Below are 19,748 nucleotides of genomic sequence, written 5' to 3'. Positions count from 1 at the left end.
AGATATTCATCATGACCCAGAAAAGCATCATCGTCACCGGCGCCGCATCGGCAGGCGGCCTCGGCTTCGCGGCCGCCCGGCTGCTGGCCCGCGAAGGCCATGCCGTGACCCTCACCGACCTTGACGGCGACAACGCCGCCGACCGCGCTGAAGAACTGCGGGCCGAGGGCCTGACCGCCACCGGCCTTGCCCAGGACGTGACCGACGAAGCCGGCTGGGCCGCACTGGTGGATCGCGTGAAGAACGAGACCGGCCGCATCGACGGCCTCGTCAACAATGCCGGCATCGCGGTACTAAAGTGGACCGCCGACCTCGACGTGGACTCCTGGGACCGGCAGATCAACGTCAACCTCAAGAGCGTCTACCTTGGCTGCCGCGCCGTGTTGCCGGTGATGCAGGCGCAAGGATCGGGATCGATCGTGAACCTTTCTTCCATCGCCGGCCTCGTCGGCGTGCCCGGCGCGTCCGCCTATGCCGCCAGCAAAGGCGGGGTGCGGCTCTATTCCAAGGCGCTCGCCCTCGAAGTCGCCAAGCAGGGCATCCGCGTCAATTCGGTACACCCCGGCGTCATCTGGACCGACATGCAGAAAGTCGCGATCGAGGACAATCCCGACCAGTACGACGTCATCAACGCAGCGATTCCGATGGGCCGCATGGGCGAACCCGACGACATCGGCAACATGATCGCCTTCCTCATCTCCGACCGCGCCAGGTATGTGACCGGGGGCGAATTCGTCGTTGACGGCGGACTGACGGCACAATGACCGCCGCACTGTCACTGCGGGCCATCGTCCTGTTCGTCATCGTCGTCGCGGGGCAGATCGGCGGCAGCGTGCTGCTGGCGCGCACCGCGGGCTTCACCAGCCCGGGATGGTCGCTGCTGTGCGCCGCCGTCTACGCTGTATCGCTCTACTGCCTGGCGCTGCTGCTGCACGAAGGCGCGGCCCTCAGTCTGCTGATGCCGCTGATGGCCGCAGTGGTGCCGATGGGGGCCATCCTGCTTGCCGTGGTGCTGCTGGGCGAGGGTGCTTCCTGGGCCCGTCTTGGGCTGCTCACGCTGTCCTGCGCGGTCGTCGCAATGGCCAGCCGGGTGTAAATCTTCGGTAGCGGGGGCAGGCCCGAAACGACTTTACTATTGCCGGAACCCGCGAGTTGGTTGCAGGAGGGCATTCATTCCTGTCCTACCAGTCTTCCGGGAGCCCATTTTGGCCGTCAGTCCTGCCCCCAAGCGCGCGCCCCGCACCGCGCCGCGCGTAACGGTTGCCAATGCCGCCGCTCCCGAACTCGCCGAAAGCACCGCCCCCACGCGCCAGTCGCTCAAGAGCGCGCAGACGCGCGGGCGGCTGATCGAAGCGACTATCCAATGCCTCGTCAAGGTCGGCTATTCGGGCACGACCACCCCCCTCGTCGCGACCGAGGCAGGCCTTTCGCGCGGGGCGATGCTCCACCACTTCGAAAACAGTGCCACGCTGATCCGCGCCACCATCGTGGAACTGCACGAAAGGCGCCTGCGCGCATTCCGCCGTTCGTCGGAAGTGACGCACCACGATCCCTCGGCAATGGTCGGCGCCTATTGGCGGCAGGTCCAGAAGCCGGGCTTCATCGCATTTCAGGAACTGGCGCTGGCCGCGCGCACGAATGCCGATCTGGCGCAGATCATGCAGCCTTTGCAGGTCGAATACCGCGAACGCTTCCACGCCGAAGCCTTCACCCTGTTCCCCGAATGGCACTCCGCACCGGATCAGTTCGCGCAGGCCATCGCCCTGTCGCAGACGCTGATGGAAGGCATGGCGATGAGCCTGCTGACCGGCGCCCTCGACGAAGCCATGGTCCCCGCTTTGCTTGCCATGCTGGAAGAAAAGATCAGGGCCCTGCGGCCCGCCTGATCAACGCCCCGCCCGGTCGCCGTCCGCATCGAAGTAGGTGGCCGGCCTCGCGTAGTACGCAGAATCGAGCCGGCATTCCACCAGCCCGGCGTCGGGCGCGATCACCTGCCCGGTGACGTTGATCGCATCATCGCTGGCGAGGTAGGCGAAGGCTCCGGCGATCTCGTCCGCCTCGACCACCCGGCCCAGCGGATTGCGCGCCTGCGCCGCCTTGCGCATCGCCTCGGCATCGCCGTAAGCCAGTTCGGTCATTCGCGTGGGCACGTTGCCCGGCGCCACGGCATTCACGCGGATACCGTCGCCCGCCAGCTCCGCCGCGACCGACCGGGTCAGCCCGATCACCGCGTGTTTGGCCGCCGTATAGGCGTGCGGCCCCAGCGGCGCGAGGCCAGCCGCGCTGGAGGTGGAAAGGATCACCCCCTGCCCGCAGGGCCGCATCGCCTTCGCGGCATGCTTCATGCCATAGAAAACGCTGTCGAGGAGCACTGCCAGAGTGTCGTGCCAGGCCCGGTCCTCGATCTCCTCAACCCGGCCCACCGCGCCCAATTGTCCTGCATTGTTTATCATGCAATCGAGCCGGCCATGCACCTCGCTCGCCCGCGCGACAAGCGCCGCCACGTCCGCCTCGCGTGTCACGTCGCAAAGCATGAACTGCGCGCCCAGTGAGTCGGCCAGCGCAAGGCCCGCATCCTCGCGAATGTCGCCCAGCACCAGCAGCGCACCCTCGCGCGCAAAGCGCCGCGCAGTCGCCTCGCCGAGCCCGCTGGAGGCGCCGGTGATCACCGTGACCTTGCCGCCTAGCCGCATCGTCATCTCTCCACCTTTATATTCAATCGTGACTGTTCGCTAACTGACCTGGGCAGACGATCGGGGAAGGCCGTACCTCAGTAATGGTAGGTTACCTGCAACTGCACCGTACGCGGCGTATTGGCATAGCCGCGCTGGTCGCCCAGAACGCCGCCATCTGTGCCCGTGCCCCTGCCGGTGCCCGGAGAATCCAGCGCGCCCGAGATGACGAACTGGTTGGTCAGGTTCTTGCCGATGACGGCAAGGTCCCAGCCCGCATTCGACTTCAACGTCAGCGATGCATCGAGGTTCACGTACTTGGGCTGCGTCGCCAGCGGATTGGCGAAGGGCGAGGCATTGTAGCTGCCGGAATAGCGCGCATCCGCAGACAGCGCGAACGACATGCCCTGGCTGACATCCATCTCGTAGCTGGCGCCCACGGCGCCGGTCCAGCGCGGCGCATTGGCGGTGGGCTTGCCGCTCAGATCCTGCACGAACAGGCCACCGTAAGGACTGGCCGCCGTGGTGTTGCAACCCTGTGCGGGGGTCTGCCCGGTAACGCAAGGGGCGGTAAATTCGAGGTAGCGCGCCTTGTTGTAGTTGATCGCGCCGCGCAGAATCAGGCCCGGCATCGAATGCGGAGCGAACTCGGTCGAGACTTCGATCCCCTTGGTCCGCGCCGAGCCGGCATTGGTGGTGACATAACGGAATGTCTGGGCTTCGAAGAAGTCCACCTGAAGGTCGGTATACTTGTAACTGTAGATCGCCACGTCGAAGCGAAGCTGGTTATTCAAAAGCGTAGTCTTCACACCGCCCTCGAACCCCTTGGCACGCTCCGGTCCGAAAGCAAGGTCGCCCGGAGCCGAAGCCTGGGTGTACGAACTCTGGTTGGAGAAGCCGCCCGACTTGTAGCCGGTCTTGAAGCCGCCGTAGATATTGACGTTGGGCACCGGCTTGTACGACGCGGTAAGTTCCGGGCTCCAGTTGGTGAAGGTCTGGTCGGCATAGATCGGATCGTTCAGGCGGTTGATCTGGCCGGGACGGTTGACCGGGTGGACAAAGAAGCTGTCCTTGGTCTCATGCGTGTAGCGGATGCCGCCGCCCAGTTCGATTTCGGGAATGACCTTCCAGGTGACCTGCGCGAAAGGCGAGATCGTCTCGCCCTTGGTGTAGGAATCCTTGCCGAAGGCGACATATTCCCACTCCGGACGCTGCGTGCTGACGCGCACGTTGCCCGAATAGACATACTGGTCCGATTGCAGCTTGGTTTTCTGGTACAGTACGCCGACCATCATGTTGAGCGGCCCGTCGAGATTCGTCTGGGCACGCAGTTCCTCGGAAAACGCGGTCCACTTCTCACGCGATCCGACGTAGATCTGCGTTGCGCGCTGCTGATAGTCGCTGTCCGTCAGCCAGCGGTTGTTCTGGTGCTGGAAATTCGTGGCCGATGTCAGCGTCACGTCACCCAGTTTCCATTCCAGATTGTTGGTGGCCTGGAAGGAGCGATACTTGGTGTAGAGTTCGCCGTCATCGCGGGCGAAGGGGAAGTTCGCGGCGATCTCCTTGGGCATCTCGTTGTGGTAATACTTCCAGTCGCGCTTGCAGCGCACTGTGGGCTGCAAGGTGCTGAACCCGTTGGCGCAGGAAAACACGATGTTGTTCCAGGCCCCGTCGTTGGTCGTGCTCTGGTTGGCGGAAACCTTGAAGGTGTTGGTGATGTTGTCGGTCGGCTCCCACTTGAGCGTGACGCGGCCTACGAGTTCACCTTCCTTCGGACCCGTGCGATCGCCTGGCGCGGCGACGAGGTTCTGCACCGGTCCGCCCACCTGGTCGGTCACGGTGAAAGGCTGCGCGGTTGCATAATTGCGGGTATAGCCGCCGAACATCTTGGACCCGCGCAGCGCCACGCGAATGCCCAGCGTGTCGGTGATCGGGGTGGAAATCATCTGCTCGATATAGGGCCGCTTGGCACGGATTTCGTAGCCGACACGCGTCGAGGCCTCAAAACTGGAGCCGGGATCGGCGGTGGTGATGGAGATCACGCCGGCGGTGGCGTTCTTCCCGAAGAACAGCGCCTGCGGACCCTTCAGCACTTCGATCCGCGCAAGGTCGAAGAAGCCTTCGTTCAGGATCCTCCCGCTGGCGTAATAGATGCCGTCGACGATGATAGCGGTGGACGATTCGATGCCCAGCGCGCTGGCCGGCGTACCAATGCCGCGCAGCGAAATCTGCGCGCCCGATCCGGTGGTCGCGCGGCCGACCGTGAGGTTTGGCGTGGAGGCGGCGATACGCTCGATATTGGAGATATCCTGCCGCGCGATCTGCGCAGGCGAATAGGCGGTCACCGCGACCGGGATGTCCTGGAGCGACTCCGTGCGCTTGCGGGCGGTGACGACGATCTCCTCAAGGCCGCCGGCGGGCTGCGCCGCCTGCGGAGCCGCTTCCTGCGCCATGGCGCCGCCGGACAGGCCAAGCGTGGACGCAGAAGTCAGCAACCCGGCGGCCAGGCATGCGCGATCGAATTTTTTCAGGTCCTTCATCCTCTTCCTCCCGGTCACCTCCATACTGCGGAGGATGACTTATTTTAGAATTGAAGGCGGTGCCCTCGCCCGGATTCAATGCCGGATCGCAGGGCCTTGCCAGTCTTCACCCAGTCCCAGGGCGGCATGAACGGTTCGTCCCTTGCCGCGCCAACTTGTTTTCTGCGCCGCTTTATGGGCAGAACTGCTTATCTTGACAATAAAAAAGTCGAGCATGATTGCTTTTTTAATGGGTGGTGTTGCCACTTTGCCGGCCTTCTCTGCGGCGTGCGGCAAAGGTGCGGCCGAGCACACCGGATTTCAAACAATTGAGCTAGACTTATTAGCTATCCAAAGCCATGTTCAAGGCGACAGGCTGCACCGGCGCCCCGAAGCGCCCGTGCCTGCCCAAAGAGAACATGTATGGAGAGGCGAGCGATGCCCATTGAGGCTCGAATGAAACGCGGTGCGGCGCACAGCGCCCGGAAACTCCGCCGATGAGCATGACCGACTACGACGTGATCGTCATCGGCACCGGCGCGGCCGGGCTGAGCGCGGCGGCGCTGGCAGTCGACAACAGCGCCAGCGTGCTGATGGTGGAAGCGGCGGACCGCACCGGCGGATCGAGCGCGCTGTCGGGCGGGGTATTCTATGCCGCCGCCACCTCGCTCCAGCGCGAGGCGGGCATCGCGGACGACACCGCCGATGCGATGTACCAGTATTACATGACACTCAACCAGTACAAGCTGGAAGCCTCGCTGGTACGCACCTTGTGCGAGCAGTCGACCGAGGCGTTCGAGTGGCTTCGCGAAATCGGCGTCGGCTTTACCACCGACAACCTCTACGCGTCCGGCGTCGACAAGATTCGGCGCGGCCACCGCGCGACCGGTGACGGCGCGGGTATCGTCGAGGGGCTGGAAGGCTTCCTGTCCGGCAAGGCCGTCGATACCGTGCTGGAAACGCGGGTTGAAAGCCTGCTGGTGGAACGCGGCCGCGTCGCCGGCATCGTGGCGGACGGCCAGCCGGTGCGCAGCAATGCGGTGGTCCTTGCCACCGGCGGCTTCGGCGCCAATCCCGAGATGCTGGCCCGGCTCTATCCCGACGCCGCGCGCTACGGCGACCTGCACTGGTATATCGGCGCACCCACCTGCCGGGGCGATGGCATCAAGCTGGCGCAGCAGGTCGAAGGGCAGGTCAGCCAGCACAATCGCGGCTTGCTGCTCATCACGCCCGGCTTCGCGAAAGACCTGGAAAGCTACCTGCCCGGCTGGCTGATGATGGTGAACCGCGATGGCCGCCGCTTCGTGGACGAGACCATCGAATATTCGGTCCTCGCCGCCGTGCTGGATGAACAGCCGGGGCAGGATTGCTACGCCATATTCGACGAAGCCTCGCGCCTCGCCTCGCGCACCACCCGCTACCGCCCCGCGCCAAGCTGGACCGCCGAGCGCCTTGCCGAGCATGTCGAGGCCGGCACCCTGGTGCGCGGCGCCACTCTTGCAGAGCTTGCGGATACGCTGGGCCTCCCTGCAAAGCGGCTGGCCACCACGGCCGAGCGCTACAACGAATTTAACCAAATAGGTGTCGACCAAGACTTCTTCAAGCCTGCCGAAATGCTGCGCCCCGTCACCGAAGGGCCATTCTATGCCGCACACATCCGCCCCGGCATCATCTGCTGGACCGGCACCGGTATCCGCATCGACACCCAGGCCCGCGTGCTGGACGCGGCCGACCGGCCAGTGCCGGGCCTCTACGCTGCCGGTGAAACGACCGGCGGCATGTTCGGCCAGTGCTACGCGGCGGGCGGGGCCTCGATCGGCAACGCCGTGATCTTCGGCCGTATCGCCGGGCGGGGCGCTGCCCTTGAAAAGACTCGCACGACAAGGAGCGCACTCCCATGACGACCGAAACCAGGACCGTCGACGTGCTGATCGCCGGCAGCGGCGCGGCCGGCCTGACCGCCGCTGTCACCGCCCGCCGGGCCGGTCTGGACGTCCTCGTCGTCGAGAAGGAAGCCGTATTCGGCGGCACCACCGCCACCTCGGGCGGGGTTCTGTGGGTGCCCGGCAACCACTACTCCCCGGCGATGCAGCGCGCCACCGGCCAGAACGACGACATCGAAAATGCCCGCGCCTACCTGATCGAGGAAACCGGCAACTACATCGAGCCCGACCGGGTAGAGGCCTACCTCGACACCGCGCCGCGTATGGTGCGCTTTCTGGAGGAAAAGAGCCACGTCCGCTTCTACGGCATGGACTATCCCGACTATCATTCGGAAAGCGCGCATAGCTCGATCGTCCGTTCGATCGGCACCGTCGATTACGAGGCGCGGGCGCTGGGCAAGCACCTCAAGCACCTCAAGCAGCAGTTGCCGCAGACGCTGTTCCTCGGCTTCGCGGTAGGTTCGGGCGTGGAGATGATCCAGTTCATGAAGGCCGGCCGCTCGGTCAAGGCGCTTGGCTTCGTGGCGAAAAAGCTGATGAAGCACTTCGCCGATGTCCTGCGCTACGGCGAAGGACAGCAGGTGGTGCGCGGCCGTGCGCTGGTGGCGCGCCTTGCCCGCACGCTGTTCGACCTCGACGTGCCGATCTGGCTGTCCTCTCCCGTCGGCGCGCTGACCCGCAAGGACGGGCGTGTTACCGGGGCGGAGATTATCACGCCGAACGGCAAGGTTCTGGTCACCGCACGAAGGGGCGTGGTGCTGGCCTGCGGCGGCTATCCCAACGACCCCGACCGCCGCGCGGCGACCTTCCCCGCGCCCGCCGGCAACCGCGACCACCGCAATCCCACAAACCCCGGCAACACCGGCGACGGCATCCGCCTGGCCGAAAGTGCGGGCGGCGTGTTCAACGGCAACGTCTCTCACCCGGCGCCGTGGATGCCGGTTTCGGTGATCCCCGGCTCCCGCGACTTCACCGGAGTGTGGCCCCACCTGATCGACCGGCAAAAGCCCGGCTTCCTTGCCGTGCGCCCTGATGGCCGCCGTTTCGGCGACGAATCCAGCGCCTATCACGATTTCGTGCCGCAGATGATCCAGGCCAGCGAGGGCGATTCCAGCGCCTTCGCCTGGCTGATCGGAGACGCTGCGGCGGTGAAGAAATGGGGCATCGGCATGGTCCGCCCCTTCCCCATCCCTCACCGCAAGCACTTGCGCAGCGGCTACCTGAAGCGGGAGGATACGCTGGAGAAACTGGCGCAGGTCTGCGGCATCGCCCCCGCTGCACTGGCCGCCACGGTCTCCGCCTTCAACGCCAATGCGCAGGCCGGCGTCGATCCCGATTTCGGGCGCGGCGGGCGCGTCTACGATGTTTATCAGGGCGATCCCGAACACCGGCCCAACACCTGCCTGGGGCCGCTGACCAAGGGGCCGTTCTATGCCGTGCGGCTGGAGGCCGGGATCATCGGCACCTTCGCCGGCCTCAGGACCGACCGCCACGCCCGCGTTCTGAACGATGGCGGCGCCCCGGTGCAGGGCCTCTATGCCGTGGGCAACGACCAGGCCAACGTGTTCGCAGGCGCCTATCCCGGCGCGGGCGCGACGATCGGCCCGGCCATGACTTTCGCCTATATCGCCGGACGCCATCTTGCGGGGCAGGAGGCGTGAGCGAGGAGTTCGACTTCATCGTCAGCGGCGCGGGGTCCGCGGGCTGCGTAGTGGGCGCAAGGCTGAGCGAGAACGGCAGGTACACCGTCCTGCTGCTGGAGGCCGGCCCCGCCGACACCACGTTCTGGATCAGGCCGCCGATGGGCTATCCCATGCTGTTCTCCAACCCGAAGGTGAACTGGATGTTCGAAAGCGAGCCGGAAGCCCAGCTGAACGGCCGCCGCATGTACCAGCCGCGCGGCAAAGTGCTGGGCGGCACCAGTTCGATCAACGGCATGCTCTATATCCGGGGCAACGCGGCGGACTATGACCACTGGCGCCAGCTTGGCTGCGAGGGGTGGAGCTTTGCCGATGTCCTGCCCTTCTTCCGCAAGAGCGAGGACCAGCAGCGCGGGCCCAATGCCTATCACGGCACCGGCGGCCCGCTGACCGTTTCTGACCAGCCCGGCCGCTCCAAAATCGCCGACGCCATCGTCGAGGCTGCGCAGGAAGCAGGCATTCCCTATAACCCGGACTTCAACGGCGCCGAGCAGGAAGGCACCGGTTTCTTCCAGACCACCACCCGGGGCAACCGGCGCTGGAACACCTCGCAGGCCTACCTCAAACCGGCGCGGGGGCGCGCCAATCTCAAGGTCGAGACCGGCGCCCATGCCACCCGCGTGCTGATCGAGAACGGCCGCGCGGCGGGCATCGAGTACCGCACGAAAGCCGGTCTACAGATTGCACGGGCACGGCGCGAGGTGATCGTATCGGGCGGGGCTTTCGGATCACCGCAACTGCTCCAGCTTTCGGGCATCGGCCCGGCGGCGCACCTTAGCGAGCGCGGCATCGCCCCGCTGGTCGACCTGCCCGGCGTGGGCGAGAACCTGATGGACCACTTCTATATCTCGCTCATGTTCCGCTGCACGCAGCCGATCACCATCAACGAACTGGCCAACAGCCCCCTGCGCCAGCTCAAGGCGGGCATCGACTATGTCCTGTTCAAGCGCGGCCCTTTGGCCAGCAACGGCATCTTCGCCGGCATCTTTACCCGTACCGACGAGCGGCAGGCCCGCCCCAACCTTCAGGTCAACACCAACATCTGGACGGTGCAGAGCCGCACCGCCGCCGGCATGAAGGCCCACCCCTTCCCCGGTTTCACCATGAGCCCGGTGCACCTCAACCCCCGCGCCGCCGGCACCGTGCGCCTGCGCAGCGCGGACCCAATGGCCGATCCCGAAATCCGCCAGAACTTCCTGACCGAGCGGGTAGACGTGGACGCCATGATCGCTGCCATCAAGGTCGTGCGCGGCGTCGCCGCACAGCCCGCGCTGGCGCCTTACAACGCGGGCGAGATATCGCCCGGCGCCGATGCCCGCAGCGATGACGAGATCGAAGCCTACGTGCGCGCCAATGCCATCGCCAACCTGCACCCGGTCGGCTCGTGCCGCATGGGCGTGGGCGACGACGCCGTGGTCGATCCGCGCCTGCGCGTGCGCGGGGTCACGGGCCTGCGCGTGGCGGATGCCTCGATCATGCCCAGCCTGCCCGCCGGCAACACCAATGCCCCCTCGATCATGATCGGCGAAAAATGCGCCGCCATGATCCTGGAGGATGCCCGCTGACACTTACCGGAGAGAGAACCATGTCCAGCCTTGAAGACCGCATCGCCCGGCTCGAAGCCGAATCGCAGATCCGTCAGCTCATCGCGCGCTACTGCTTCACCATCGACGACCGCGACATCCCCAATATCCGCGCCCTGTTCGCTCCCGATGCCGTGCTGAAATCCGCGGACGGGGTTATGAATGCCACCGGCGTCGACGCGATCATGACGCAGTACGACGGGCGCTTCGACGTCCTCGGCCCCGGCCACCATTTCATGCACGACGTCCAGATTGACTTCGTGGGCGATGGTTCACAGGAAGCCACGGGCCGCGTGATCGGTCATGCGGAACTGTGGCGGAACGGAAAGATGATGGTCACCGCCATCCGCTACGACGACAAGTACCGCAAGACCGACGCAGGCTGGAAATTCGCCGAACGCACTATTGGCTTTCTCTATTACGTGCCGATCGAGGAATACCCCAACATCCTCGCCACCCCCTTGCGCAACCACGCCTATGCCGAGCCGAAACCGGCCGATTTCCCGGAAAACCTGCCGACCTGGGTCGCCTACGAAAAGTCGCGCGGCAGGGGCTAAGCTCTGTCCTCCCCAGTACGGGGAGGACAAGCAAAAACGCCCGCCGGCGAGCGCGGGGTAACGCCAGGGAAATTCAGCGGACGGGCTGCGGCCGGCGCTGGGTTTGGTCGCCAGCATCAGGCGACTAGTGCTGAGCCCTGCCTTTTGTCCGCGAACGGCTGGTAAGGGGCGTGACCTCGTGGGACTTCCAGCTCGACCCTGCGGTGCATGGGGGTGAGGGGGCGGGTTCGCACTCTTGCCCTCTTCCCTGAGGGCACACCCTCAAGTTCATCCACGCATCCCTGATTTGCGGCTTGTCCGGTCCGCACCGGACGCCGGCCGCGCCGGGCGCATGGAGTGTCAGCTACACACCCCCGACCCGTCACGTCGCAGCATATAACCTATATGGTTATAGATGTCAAGGCGAGTCCATCCGCACTCACCCTATCATCGTTTCCACCGCCTCGCGGATGATCTTGCCGCTGGCGCTGCGCGGGAAAGCCTCCATCGCGATGAAGCGTACATGCCGGGGCCGCTTGTACCCCGCCAGCGCATCGCGGCACAGCTGCAGCACCGCACCTTCGTCAAGCGAAGGATCGTTGCGGGCGATGACGGCCACCGGCACCTCGCCCCATTGCGGGTCGGGTTTGCGCACGACGATGGCATCGTTGACCCGCGCATCGGCGAACAGCACCCGCTCGATTTCGGCGGGGTAGATGTTCTCGCCGCCAGACTTGATGAGGTACTTCGAGCGCCCGACAAAATCGTACCCCTGCGGGGTGCGGCGGAACAGGTCGCCCATGTGAAACCAGCCGCCTGCAAAGCATTCGGCATTGGTGGAGGGCGCGTTCCAGTAGCCGCTGAACAGCGTGGACCCACGTACGCAGGCCTCGCCTGTCTCCCCATCCGCCACTTCGTTGCCCGCCCCGTCCAGCAGCCGCAGTTCCACCATCATGCTCAGCTTCTTTGGAAACGCATCGGGCATGGCGCCAACCGGGATGAGATCGGCCGACAGCGGCGGCATCCCGGTCTCGGTCGCGCCAAAGGAATTGAGGTACGGTGCGTTCAGCGCCCGCGTGATCGCCGCGATCGTCGCCGATGGGACAAGGTCGGCCATGCAGCCCACCGCCTTCACCCCGAGTACTTTCGCCTGCCGCGCGGCAAGCCGATCCAGCAGCGGTTCGATCGTGGCCGGCACCAGCATCAGCCAGCCGACCGGAAACTCTTCCAGCGCGTCGACAATCGCATCGGCATCAAAGCCGTCGATGATGACGCCGGTGCCGCCGCACATCAGGGTTGCCAGCAGGTGCTCGGTACCGCCCATGTGGAACATCGGCGCCCATGACACGTAGGCGTCGGTCATCTCCACCCCCATGTCGAGACGCATGGCGCACATGCGCGCGATTTCGGCACGGTGACTGATGACCGCCGCCTTGGGCAGGCCGGTGGTGCCACTGGTGTAGATGATGAGCAGGCCGTCCTCGCCCTGCGCCGCGCTTTGCGTTTCGCCCGCGGTGCCAAGCACGTCGATGGCCGCGACGGGGCGCCCCTTCGCCACAATGTCCGCTACGTTGCGATGACGCGGCGATGCCACCAGCAGCGACGGTTCGACCAGATCGACGCAATGATCCAGTTCCGCTTCGGCCAATCGCCAGTTGAGGCAGGCTGCGATCAGCCCCAGCTTCGCGCAGGCAAGCTGGGCCGCCGTATATTCGAAACGGTTTTCGGAAAGGATCGCAATGCGCTGCCCCCGCTCCAGCCCACGCGCGGCAAAATCGGCGGCAATAGCCTCCACTCGCGCCAGCAGCGCGGCATAGTTCAGCCGCAAATCCCGCTCGACGATCGCCAGCGCGTACGGGGTTGCTCGCGCCCGCATGGCGACAAGATCATAGACGCTGGCTGAAAACGCCTTCTCCATGGTCATCGCAATCTCTCCCGTTTTCTATTTTTATTCTTGCTTTGAGAACGACGTGCCCCGGCTCTACGGCCAGCTCAGTGTCGCAAGTCGTGCCGTCATCCTGCCATATCCCCTGTGCCCTCACGCCGTCTCCTGCCAGCACATTACCGATCAGTGCCGCATCCACGCAGCGCACCTGCGCGCCCGGCTGCGCCTCCATCACCATGTTGAGCAGGTAGGCCAGGTTCGTCGGCCCGGGATTGACGGTGCGCGGACCGAACCCCAGCGCCTCAGCGGCTGCGGGATCGACGTGAATGGCGTTGTCGTCGCCCAGCGTCTCGCACCACAGCGCCATGGCTTCGGCGGGGACCGAGGGGAGTTCCCAGCGGCTTGAGGTCATACCGGCGCCGGCATGATGGTGGTCAGCCGAACCCGCGCGCGCAGGCCTCCGCCCGCGCTGACGGTCATGCCCAGCGTGAGGTGATCGGCGGCGCCGAAACGGCGGCTGCCCTTGCGTTCCAGGGCGACGACGCTGGTCGCCACATCATAGCGCGTATCGACGGTCAGCGGCGCGTCGTAGTCGATCCGGCAGCGGCCCAGCACCGCGCCGCTGTCGAACGCCAGACCAAGGCCCCGGCACACATCGCCCACGCGGCTACCCATCCCGCCCAGCGCGGCAATGAACGCGAAGATCGGATGGGCCTGCTCCCCATCGCGCAGCGGCGCGGCGCAGGAGCGGCGGATAGCATCGTCAAGGCTGGCCGAAAGGTCGAACACGCCAGGCGGAATGACGAAGCCTTGCGCCATGAGGGCTGCCTTGCCGATAGGGTCTTTGGCGGCGGTCATGTCTCTCCGGGACGGGCTTGTCGATCGCCCGCTTGATACGTAGAGCCTGACTTGTTGCAAGTCGCTCGATTGCGCGTAAAGCTGCCGTTTGACCCGATGAGAGTCAACCGCAAATGAGGATAGTTCAATTACCATTCGAGGCCCTGCGATAAAGCCTGCCGAAGCCGAACAGCTCGCCTGGCGGCGGCGCAAGGACTTCCGTCCGCAGGAAATCCTCTCCGCCGCCCGGCGACTGATCGAAGAGGAAGGCGCCAAGGCTACCTCGATGGCCAAGATCGCCAAACTGGCGGGCGTGTCCGAAGCGACGGTCTACAAGTATTACGACAACAAGCAGGAACTGGTGAACCAGGTCCTGACCGACTGGGCCAGCCCTTTCGTAGAGCGGCTGACCGGAGAATTGCAGCACATCGCGGACCTGCGCACCCAGTTGACGCTGATCGCGGTGCGATTCCTGCGATCGATGGAGGAAACGCCCAAATTGCACCGCGTTTTCTACCAGGAACTGCGCTGGGCGGACTATCGCGGCACAACGCTTCACGCGCAGAACCACATCTTTGCGCAGACGGTGGTGGACGCCGTGAAACGCGCCAAGGCCGAGGGCCGGGCCCGGGCCGACGTAGACCCGGTGATGATCCGCGACATGCTGTTCGGCGGTCTGGAACACATTGCCATGCGCACCAGCTTCATCGGCCGCCCGCTGGACATCGACGCGGAGGCGACGCGCTTCGTCGACGTGCTGCTGGGCGGTGTACTCATGGCTCCGGCGGCTCCGGCGCAGATCCCCGACGTGGACCGGCTGGCCGGACTGGTGGACCGGATGGAGACGCTGCTGGACGCCCGGACGAAGGATTAAATCAGGCAAGCTCACCGGCCAGCGCCATGACCGCGCGGGTTGCGGCCACGGCGCGTTCTATCCGCGTGGCGGCGTCCATCCCCGCCTTGGCATCGTCGGCGCGGGGGACTTCGATTTCGATCACGGTGCCGCGCCGCAGCGCCTCGACCAGTTCGACCAGCGGCAGTTCGCCCTGCCCTGGCAAGGCCCGGACGCGGACCGCCTCGCCCCACCACTCCTCGCGCGGGCGGGAGAGCGGGCCGTCCGAAAGCTGGGCGTAGCCGACGATATCCACCTGCGCCGCAAGGTCAGCCACACTGCCGCCGTTACGGAACAGGTGCAGCGCATCGCACACCAGTTGCCCGTTCGCCCGCTCCGCCGCCCGCACGATCGCGGCGGCGGAGGCGATGTCGGCTACCCCGGTGAAAGCGTTGAATTCCAGCCCAGCCACGATCCCGTAAGGCGCTGCAAGGTCACAGAATGCAGCGAAGCGCGCGGCGGCTTCCTGCCGCCCCGACACATCGTGAACATGCGCGGTGGCTTTGGTCGCGCCCAACGCCGCACCGGTTTCCAGTGCCGCCGCGAAACCATCGAAATCCTCGCGCCCGTCGAGCGGGAACACTTCGAGGTTGCACAGGCTCACCCCTGCATCCGCCATGCGCGCGCGCAGATCCGGCACATCGGCGGCGGTGACCAGCGGGTAGCGGCCCCGCGCCGCCTCGGGCACGTATGTGAACAGGCAGACATGCGCGCACTCCGCCTGCCCCGCCAGTTCGACCAGCCGCGCGGGCGGCGCATCGAGCGCGGTAAGCTGGTGCAGCGACAGGGGAAAACGGTCCGCTCCGCTCATCTGGCCTCTCCTTCGGTGCGATCTGCACAGGTCCATGCGATTCGCTTGATTGTCCCTGTGAAGCATAACCATAAAAGGCATTCATGAATGTCTTTTTTTATGTCAATCCATGCGCTAGGAGATAGGTTTAGAGGCCATCGTGGGAGAGCGCCGCTTGCCTGTAAAACGCACGAGCGCCGACAGCACCCGGACCGGGCTGCCGGGCTCCGCCGACGAACCGACGCAGCAGGCGCTGAAAAGCGCCCAGACCCGCGCGCGGCTGATCGATGCGACCATCCGCGTGCTGGTGCGCAGCGGCTATGCCCGCACCACGACGCCGCAGGTCGCGATCGAGGCGGGGCTTTCGCGCGGGGCCATGCTGCACCATTTCGACAACGGCATTTCGCTCATCAAGGCGACCATCACCCACCTGCACGAACGGCGGCTACGCGCCTTTCGCCGCGCCGCGGAGCGCAGTGCGCTGGACCATAACGCGATGGTCCGCACATACTGGCGCCAGATCCAGAAACCCGCCTTCATCGCCTTTCACGAACTGGCGGTGGCGGCGCGAACGAACGCCGAACTGGCCGCCGTGCTGATGCCCTTGCAGGTGGAATTTCGCGAGCGGTTCAACCAGCTTGCGGTGCAGCTCTATCCCGAATGGCAGGCCAGCCCGCAGCGCTTCGCCCTTGCCATGGCCGTTTCCCAGGCGACCATGGAGGGCATGGCGGTCAACCTGCTGACCGGCGCGATGGATGCGGCATTGGTGGAGCCGCTGCTCGATTCGCTGGAGGAGCAGATGCACGCGCTGCGGCCTGCCTCGGAAGGTCAGGCCGCATGAGGCAGGCCCCACCCAATCGCGCGCCGCAGCAGTTCGTGGAACACCGGGTAATTCCACGCGCAGCGCTGCGGGTGCGGCCAGAACGCACTGACCGGCTGGAGATCGTAATGGCCCCGGCAGTGCCCCAGTGTGAGGTACAGCACCCGGCCTTCGCCCACCTTGCGCTCATAGAGCACGGGCACCTCGGCCTCGTCCCAGTCGGCATCGCGAAATTCGTCGCAGCGGCCGGTGAAGCTGGTGTGCAGCAGAACGTCGATCTCGGCGGTACGGTGGGTGAGGTAGAGTTCGTCCTCGACGCGAAAATCGCGCAGGCCCTGGGTGATCTCGTGGTCGCCGCGCGTGACGAAGACCTTGAACGGCGCGATCGGCGGGTGGCCCGCAAAACGTGTGCCCAGCATCCGGGTGAAGGCGGGAACTTCGTCGGGCGTATCGACCACGCCGTCGGCGCCGAAGCGCAACGTCGCATTGGTGCCGTGCAGCGCCAGCCAGCGCCCGCCGCGCGCCAGGAACGCCTCCAGCGCGGCAACCTGCTGGAGCCCGTCCGGCATCAGGTCGCAGGTGTAGGTTATCAGCAGGTCGGCGGCGGCAAGGCTGGCCAGATCGCCGTAATCGGCGGCAACCGAGGTGCGGATCTGCGGGCGCTCGGCCAGCAGCTTGAGCAATTCGAGACGGGCGAAATCGATGTCGTGGAATTTCCCCGCGGCGATCAGGTGGACCTTCATTTTGGCAAACTCCCCTCGTGCATGCGTAGCGCGCACACGAGGATAAGTTCGGGAAGAGACTTGGCAATGACCGGAGAATTTCGATGAGCGGACGCGGACAAGGACCGCTGGCGGGCGTGAAAGTCCTGGACCTCACCAGCGTGCTGATGGGGCCATACGCCACGCAGATCTTCGCGGATCTGGGCGCGGACGTAATCAAGGTGGAAAGCCCGTCCGGCGACACCACCCGCTTCATTCCGCCCGGCCCGGATGCATCACGCGGGGCGATGTTCCTCAACGTCAATCGCGGCAAGCGCAGCGTGGTGATGGACCTCAAGCAGCCGGAAGCGCGCGCCGCCCTGCTGCGCATGGCCGAAAGCGCCGACGTGTTCATCCACTCCATGCGCTCCAGCGCGATCGGGCGGCTGGGGCTGGACTATGCGGCGCTGCGGAATGCGAACCCGAAGATCGTCTACGCCAACCTCTACGGCTTTGCGCGAAACGGTCCCTACCGCGACTATCCCGCCTATGACGACATCGTGCAGGCCGCATCGGGCATCGTCGACTTGCAGGCGCGCCTTTCCGGCGGCGAGCCGACTTATGCCGCAACCGTGATCGCCGACAAGGTGGCCGGGCTGACCGGCGCCTACTCGGTAATCGCGGCCCTTTTCGCGCGGGAGAAAAACGGCGTCGGCCAGGAGATCGAGGTGCCGATGTTCGAAACGCTGGTGTCCTTCGCCATGGTGGAACATCTGTGCGGATCGCTGTTCGTGCCGCCCGAAGGTCCGCCCGAATACCCCCGCGCCACATCCGAAGCGCGGCGCCCCTATCGCACGGCGGACGGCTACATTGGCGTGATGATCTACAACGACAAGCACTGGCGCGCTTTCTTCGATGCGCTGGGCAATCCCGCATGGTCGCAGGACCCGATGTTCGCCTCGATGCGTTCGCGCACGCAGAATATCACGGCGGTGCTGGCCAAGGTCGCAGAGGTGATCGAAGGGCGCAGCACCGCCGAATGGGTGGACCTGCTGCGGCAGGCGCATATCCCGGCCACCGCGATCAAGAGCCTGACCGAACTGCTGGACGACCCCCATCTGGTCGAGACCGGCTTCTGGCAGGAACGCGAGACGGATCAGGGCACCCTGCGCTTCCCCGGCATTCCCACGACCTTTTCCGAAACCCCCGGCGCCATCGGCGACCCCGGCCCGGCGCTGGGCGGCGAGAGCGAAGCCGTACTGCGCGAGGCGGGGTTCTCTGGCGAGGAGATCGCCGATCTCATGGCGCGCGGCGCAGTGCAGGCGGCGGCATGACCAGCCCGGCAAGCCACTGGCGTGAGGCTTTGGCGCAGGGCCGGTTCCTGCTCCAGCGCGCGGGCGATGGCAGCGCGATCTTTCCGCCGCGCCTTGCCGCTCCGGGCAGCGGGACGGACGATCTGGAATGGATCGAGGCGTCCGGGCTGGGCACCGTCTACACCCTGTCATGGGTGCAGCGCAGACCGCCGGCGGAGCCTTACAACGTCGCGTTGATTGACCTCGACGAAGGCGCCCGGCTGATGAGCCGGGTGGAGGGTATGACGCCCGAAACCCTGCGCATCGGCCAGCGGGTATCCGCCTTCATCGACAGCAGCGGCGAACAACCCGTGCTGCTTTTCCGCGCCTGGGAGGATTGACCATGGGCGATATTTTCCCGCGCGGCCGCACTGCGATTGCCGGCCTCGCCACCTTCGGCGTGGGCGAGACACCGGGCTACAGCTCTATGGAATTGACCGCCAAGGCCGCCTTGCTGGCGGTGGCGGATGCCGGGCTGACCCTGCCCGAAGTCGACGCGCTGTTCATCTGCCAGCCCGACGACTTCTTCGCGGGCCTCTCCTTCGCCGAATATCTGGGCCTCCAGCCGCGCTATACCGACAACAACCGAACCGGTGGCTCTGCCTTCATGAGCCATATGGCCGTGGCGGCCCTGATGCTGGAAGCTGGCTATATCGACTGCGCGCTGATCGCCTATGGCTCCAACCAGCGCAGCAATGGCGGCAAGCTGGCGACGAAGATCACAAGCAACGCCTGGGACTCGCCTTATGCGCCGCTGTTCCCGCTGACCTCCTACGCGCTGGCGGCGGCGCGGCACATGCATGAATTCGGCACGACCCGCGAAGACCTTGCCGCCGTGGCAATGGCGGCGCGGGCCTGGGCGAACACCAACCCGGAAGCCTTCGCCAAGGGTCCGCTGACGATGGAGGACTGCCTTTCCGCGCGGATGATCAGCACGCCCATCTCGGTGCGCGACTGCTGCCTCGTCACCGACGGCGCGGCGGCGATCGTGATGACCCGCACCGACCGCGCGCGCGATCTGGCGGCGGCACCTGTGCCTCTGCTGGGCGCTGCGGCGGCGACGTGGTGGAATTCCATTGCCCAGTCGAAGGACGTGACCGTCACCGCCGCCAAGGAGTCCGGCGCGCGGGCAATGGCGATGGCGGGGGTCACGCCGCCGGATATCCAGACGGCGCAGCTCTACGATGCGTTCACGATCAACACGGTGCTGTTCCTCGAAGACCTCGGCTTCTGCCCCAAGGGCGAAGGCGGCCGCTTCGTGAGCAGCGGCGCCATCGCGCCGGGTGGCAGCCTGCCGGTCAACACCAATGGCGGCGGCCTGTCATGCTGCCATCCCGGCATGTACGGACTGTTCGCCGTGATCGAGGCCGCCCGGCAGATACGCGGGTCGGCCGCGAACCAGTTGCCCGGCATCGACCTCGCCTTGGCCCACGGCAATGGCGGCACCCTGTCCAGCCAGGCAACGGTGATACTGGGAAGCATGGCGACGGTTTAGAACCCGTCACCATGCTCGGATCG

The 19,748-nt window shown here is 65.7% G+C and carries 20 protein-coding genes; 12 read left to right on the top strand and 8 right to left on the bottom strand.

What is annotated here, in order from left to right:
• Positions 1 to 11: 11 nt before the first annotated feature.
• From V474_RS23955 to V474_RS23945, 3 genes are all read left to right on the top strand, one after another.
• Positions 12 to 764 carry an SDR family NAD(P)-dependent oxidoreductase gene (locus tag V474_RS23955; RefSeq protein ID WP_059153681.1) on the top strand — a complete coding sequence of 251 codons (753 nt, stop codon included), beginning with the start codon at positions 12 to 14 and terminating at the stop codon, positions 762 to 764.
• The gene (locus V474_RS23950) at positions 761 to 1,096 is read left to right on the top strand and encodes a DMT family transporter (RefSeq protein WP_059153680.1); all 336 of its coding nucleotides are present in this window, start codon (positions 761 to 763) and stop codon (positions 1,094 to 1,096) included. Before V474_RS23955 ends, V474_RS23950 begins: the two co-directional genes overlap by 4 nt.
• A gap of 109 nt (positions 1,097 to 1,205) precedes the next feature.
• Entirely contained in the window at positions 1,206 to 1,886 is a 681-nt protein-coding gene (locus tag V474_RS23945) for a TetR/AcrR family transcriptional regulator (protein ID WP_059153679.1), read from the top strand.
• Here the strand turns inward: V474_RS23945 and V474_RS23940 are convergent, their stop codons facing one another.
• The 3 genes from V474_RS23940 to V474_RS26365 form a co-directional block, all read right to left on the bottom strand.
• Positions 1,887 to 2,699 (bottom strand): SDR family oxidoreductase, encoded by an 813-nt coding sequence (locus V474_RS23940; RefSeq protein WP_236711424.1) that lies wholly within the window; start codon positions 2,697 to 2,699, stop codon positions 1,887 to 1,889.
• 71 nt (positions 2,700 to 2,770) lie between these two features.
• Positions 2,771 to 5,212, bottom strand: a complete 2,442-nt coding sequence (locus V474_RS23935) for a TonB-dependent receptor (RefSeq protein WP_059153678.1) — start codon at positions 5,210 to 5,212, stop codon at positions 2,771 to 2,773.
• A gap of 75 nt (positions 5,213 to 5,287) precedes the next feature.
• Complete coding sequence (locus V474_RS26365) at positions 5,288 to 5,458, bottom strand: hypothetical protein (protein ID WP_169795132.1); 171 nt, start codon at positions 5,456 to 5,458, stop codon at positions 5,288 to 5,290.
• Positions 5,459 to 5,688: 230 nt separating this feature from the next.
• Here V474_RS26365 and V474_RS23930 point away from each other — a divergent pair, with 230 nt between their 5' ends.
• From V474_RS23930 to V474_RS23915, 4 genes are read left to right on the top strand one after another with little or no spacing between them, the layout of a single operon-like run.
• On the top strand, positions 5,689 to 7,092 hold the full coding sequence (locus tag V474_RS23930) for an FAD-dependent oxidoreductase (protein WP_059153677.1): 1,404 nt from the start codon (positions 5,689 to 5,691) through the stop codon (positions 7,090 to 7,092).
• Complete coding sequence (locus V474_RS23925) at positions 7,089 to 8,795, top strand: FAD-dependent oxidoreductase (protein WP_059153676.1); 1,707 nt, start codon at positions 7,089 to 7,091, stop codon at positions 8,793 to 8,795. The genes V474_RS23930 and V474_RS23925 overlap by 4 nt, the downstream gene beginning before the upstream one ends.
• Positions 8,792 to 10,399 carry a GMC family oxidoreductase gene (locus tag V474_RS23920; RefSeq protein ID WP_059153675.1) on the top strand — a complete coding sequence of 536 codons (1,608 nt, stop codon included), beginning with the start codon at positions 8,792 to 8,794 and terminating at the stop codon, positions 10,397 to 10,399. The genes V474_RS23925 and V474_RS23920 overlap by 4 nt, the downstream gene beginning before the upstream one ends.
• Positions 10,400 to 10,419: 20 nt before the next feature.
• Positions 10,420 to 10,974 (top strand): nuclear transport factor 2 family protein, encoded by a 555-nt coding sequence (locus V474_RS23915; protein ID WP_059153674.1) that lies wholly within the window; start codon positions 10,420 to 10,422, stop codon positions 10,972 to 10,974.
• Positions 10,975 to 11,392: 418 nt separating this feature from the next.
• Here V474_RS23915 and V474_RS23910 read toward each other — a convergent pair whose 3' ends face one another.
• Genes V474_RS23910 through V474_RS23900 form a run of 3 tightly spaced genes read right to left on the bottom strand, consistent with a single transcriptional unit; the run spans position 11,393 to position 13,696 of the window.
• Entirely contained in the window at positions 11,393 to 12,877 is a 1,485-nt protein-coding gene (locus V474_RS23910) for a class I adenylate-forming enzyme family protein (protein ID WP_059153673.1), read from the bottom strand.
• A complete protein-coding gene (locus V474_RS23905; protein ID WP_082700008.1) occupies positions 12,840 to 13,250 on the bottom strand; it encodes a hotdog family protein in 411 nt (136 codons plus the stop codon). Before V474_RS23905 ends, V474_RS23910 begins: the two co-directional genes overlap by 38 nt.
• The gene (locus V474_RS23900; RefSeq protein WP_059153671.1) at positions 13,247 to 13,696 is read right to left on the bottom strand and encodes a hypothetical protein; all 450 of its coding nucleotides are present in this window, start codon (positions 13,694 to 13,696) and stop codon (positions 13,247 to 13,249) included. Before V474_RS23900 ends, V474_RS23905 begins: the two co-directional genes overlap by 4 nt.
• Before the next feature lie 127 nt (positions 13,697 to 13,823).
• On the opposite strand from V474_RS23900, the gene V474_RS23895 reads away from it, so the two are divergent.
• Positions 13,824 to 14,549 (top strand): TetR/AcrR family transcriptional regulator, encoded by a 726-nt coding sequence (locus tag V474_RS23895; protein WP_082700007.1) that lies wholly within the window; start codon positions 13,824 to 13,826, stop codon positions 14,547 to 14,549.
• A gap of 1 nt (position 14,550) precedes the next feature.
• Here the strand turns inward: V474_RS23895 and V474_RS23890 are convergent, their stop codons facing one another.
• Complete coding sequence (locus V474_RS23890) at positions 14,551 to 15,378, bottom strand: sugar phosphate isomerase/epimerase family protein (protein WP_059153669.1); 828 nt, start codon at positions 15,376 to 15,378, stop codon at positions 14,551 to 14,553.
• Positions 15,379 to 15,532: 154 nt separating this feature from the next.
• Between V474_RS23890 and V474_RS23885 the strand changes: the two genes are divergently transcribed.
• A complete protein-coding gene (locus tag V474_RS23885) occupies positions 15,533 to 16,198 on the top strand; it encodes a TetR/AcrR family transcriptional regulator (protein ID WP_082700006.1) in 666 nt (221 codons plus the stop codon).
• Here V474_RS23885 and V474_RS23880 read toward each other — a convergent pair.
• Positions 16,186 to 16,920, bottom strand: a complete 735-nt coding sequence (locus tag V474_RS23880) for a ThuA domain-containing protein (protein WP_059153668.1) — start codon at positions 16,918 to 16,920, stop codon at positions 16,186 to 16,188. The genes V474_RS23885 and V474_RS23880 overlap by 13 nt on opposite strands.
• An 83-nt stretch (positions 16,921 to 17,003) precedes the next feature.
• Here V474_RS23880 and V474_RS23875 point away from each other — a divergent pair, with 83 nt between their 5' ends.
• Genes V474_RS23875 through V474_RS23865 form a run of 3 tightly spaced genes read left to right on the top strand, consistent with a single transcriptional unit; the run spans position 17,004 to position 19,725 of the window.
• Positions 17,004 to 18,212: a CaiB/BaiF CoA transferase family protein gene (locus tag V474_RS23875; protein ID WP_059153667.1), complete on the top strand. Its 1,209-nt coding sequence runs from the start codon at positions 17,004 to 17,006 to the stop codon at positions 18,210 to 18,212.
• Positions 18,209 to 18,571, top strand: a complete 363-nt coding sequence (locus V474_RS23870) for a Zn-ribbon domain-containing OB-fold protein (RefSeq protein ID WP_059153666.1) — start codon at positions 18,209 to 18,211, stop codon at positions 18,569 to 18,571. Before V474_RS23875 ends, V474_RS23870 begins: the two co-directional genes overlap by 4 nt.
• Positions 18,572 to 18,573: 2 nt before the next feature.
• Positions 18,574 to 19,725 carry an acetyl-CoA acetyltransferase gene (locus V474_RS23865; RefSeq protein WP_059153665.1) on the top strand — a complete coding sequence of 384 codons (1,152 nt, stop codon included), beginning with the start codon at positions 18,574 to 18,576 and terminating at the stop codon, positions 19,723 to 19,725.
• Positions 19,726 to 19,748: the final 23 nt, after the last annotated feature.

Source organism: Novosphingobium barchaimii LL02, from assembly GCF_001046635.1.
Lineage (GTDB): Bacteria > Pseudomonadota > Alphaproteobacteria > Sphingomonadales > Sphingomonadaceae > Novosphingobium > Novosphingobium barchaimii.
Note: the sequence above shows the minus strand (reverse complement) of the source record. Positions and strands in the feature narration are given on the sequence as shown.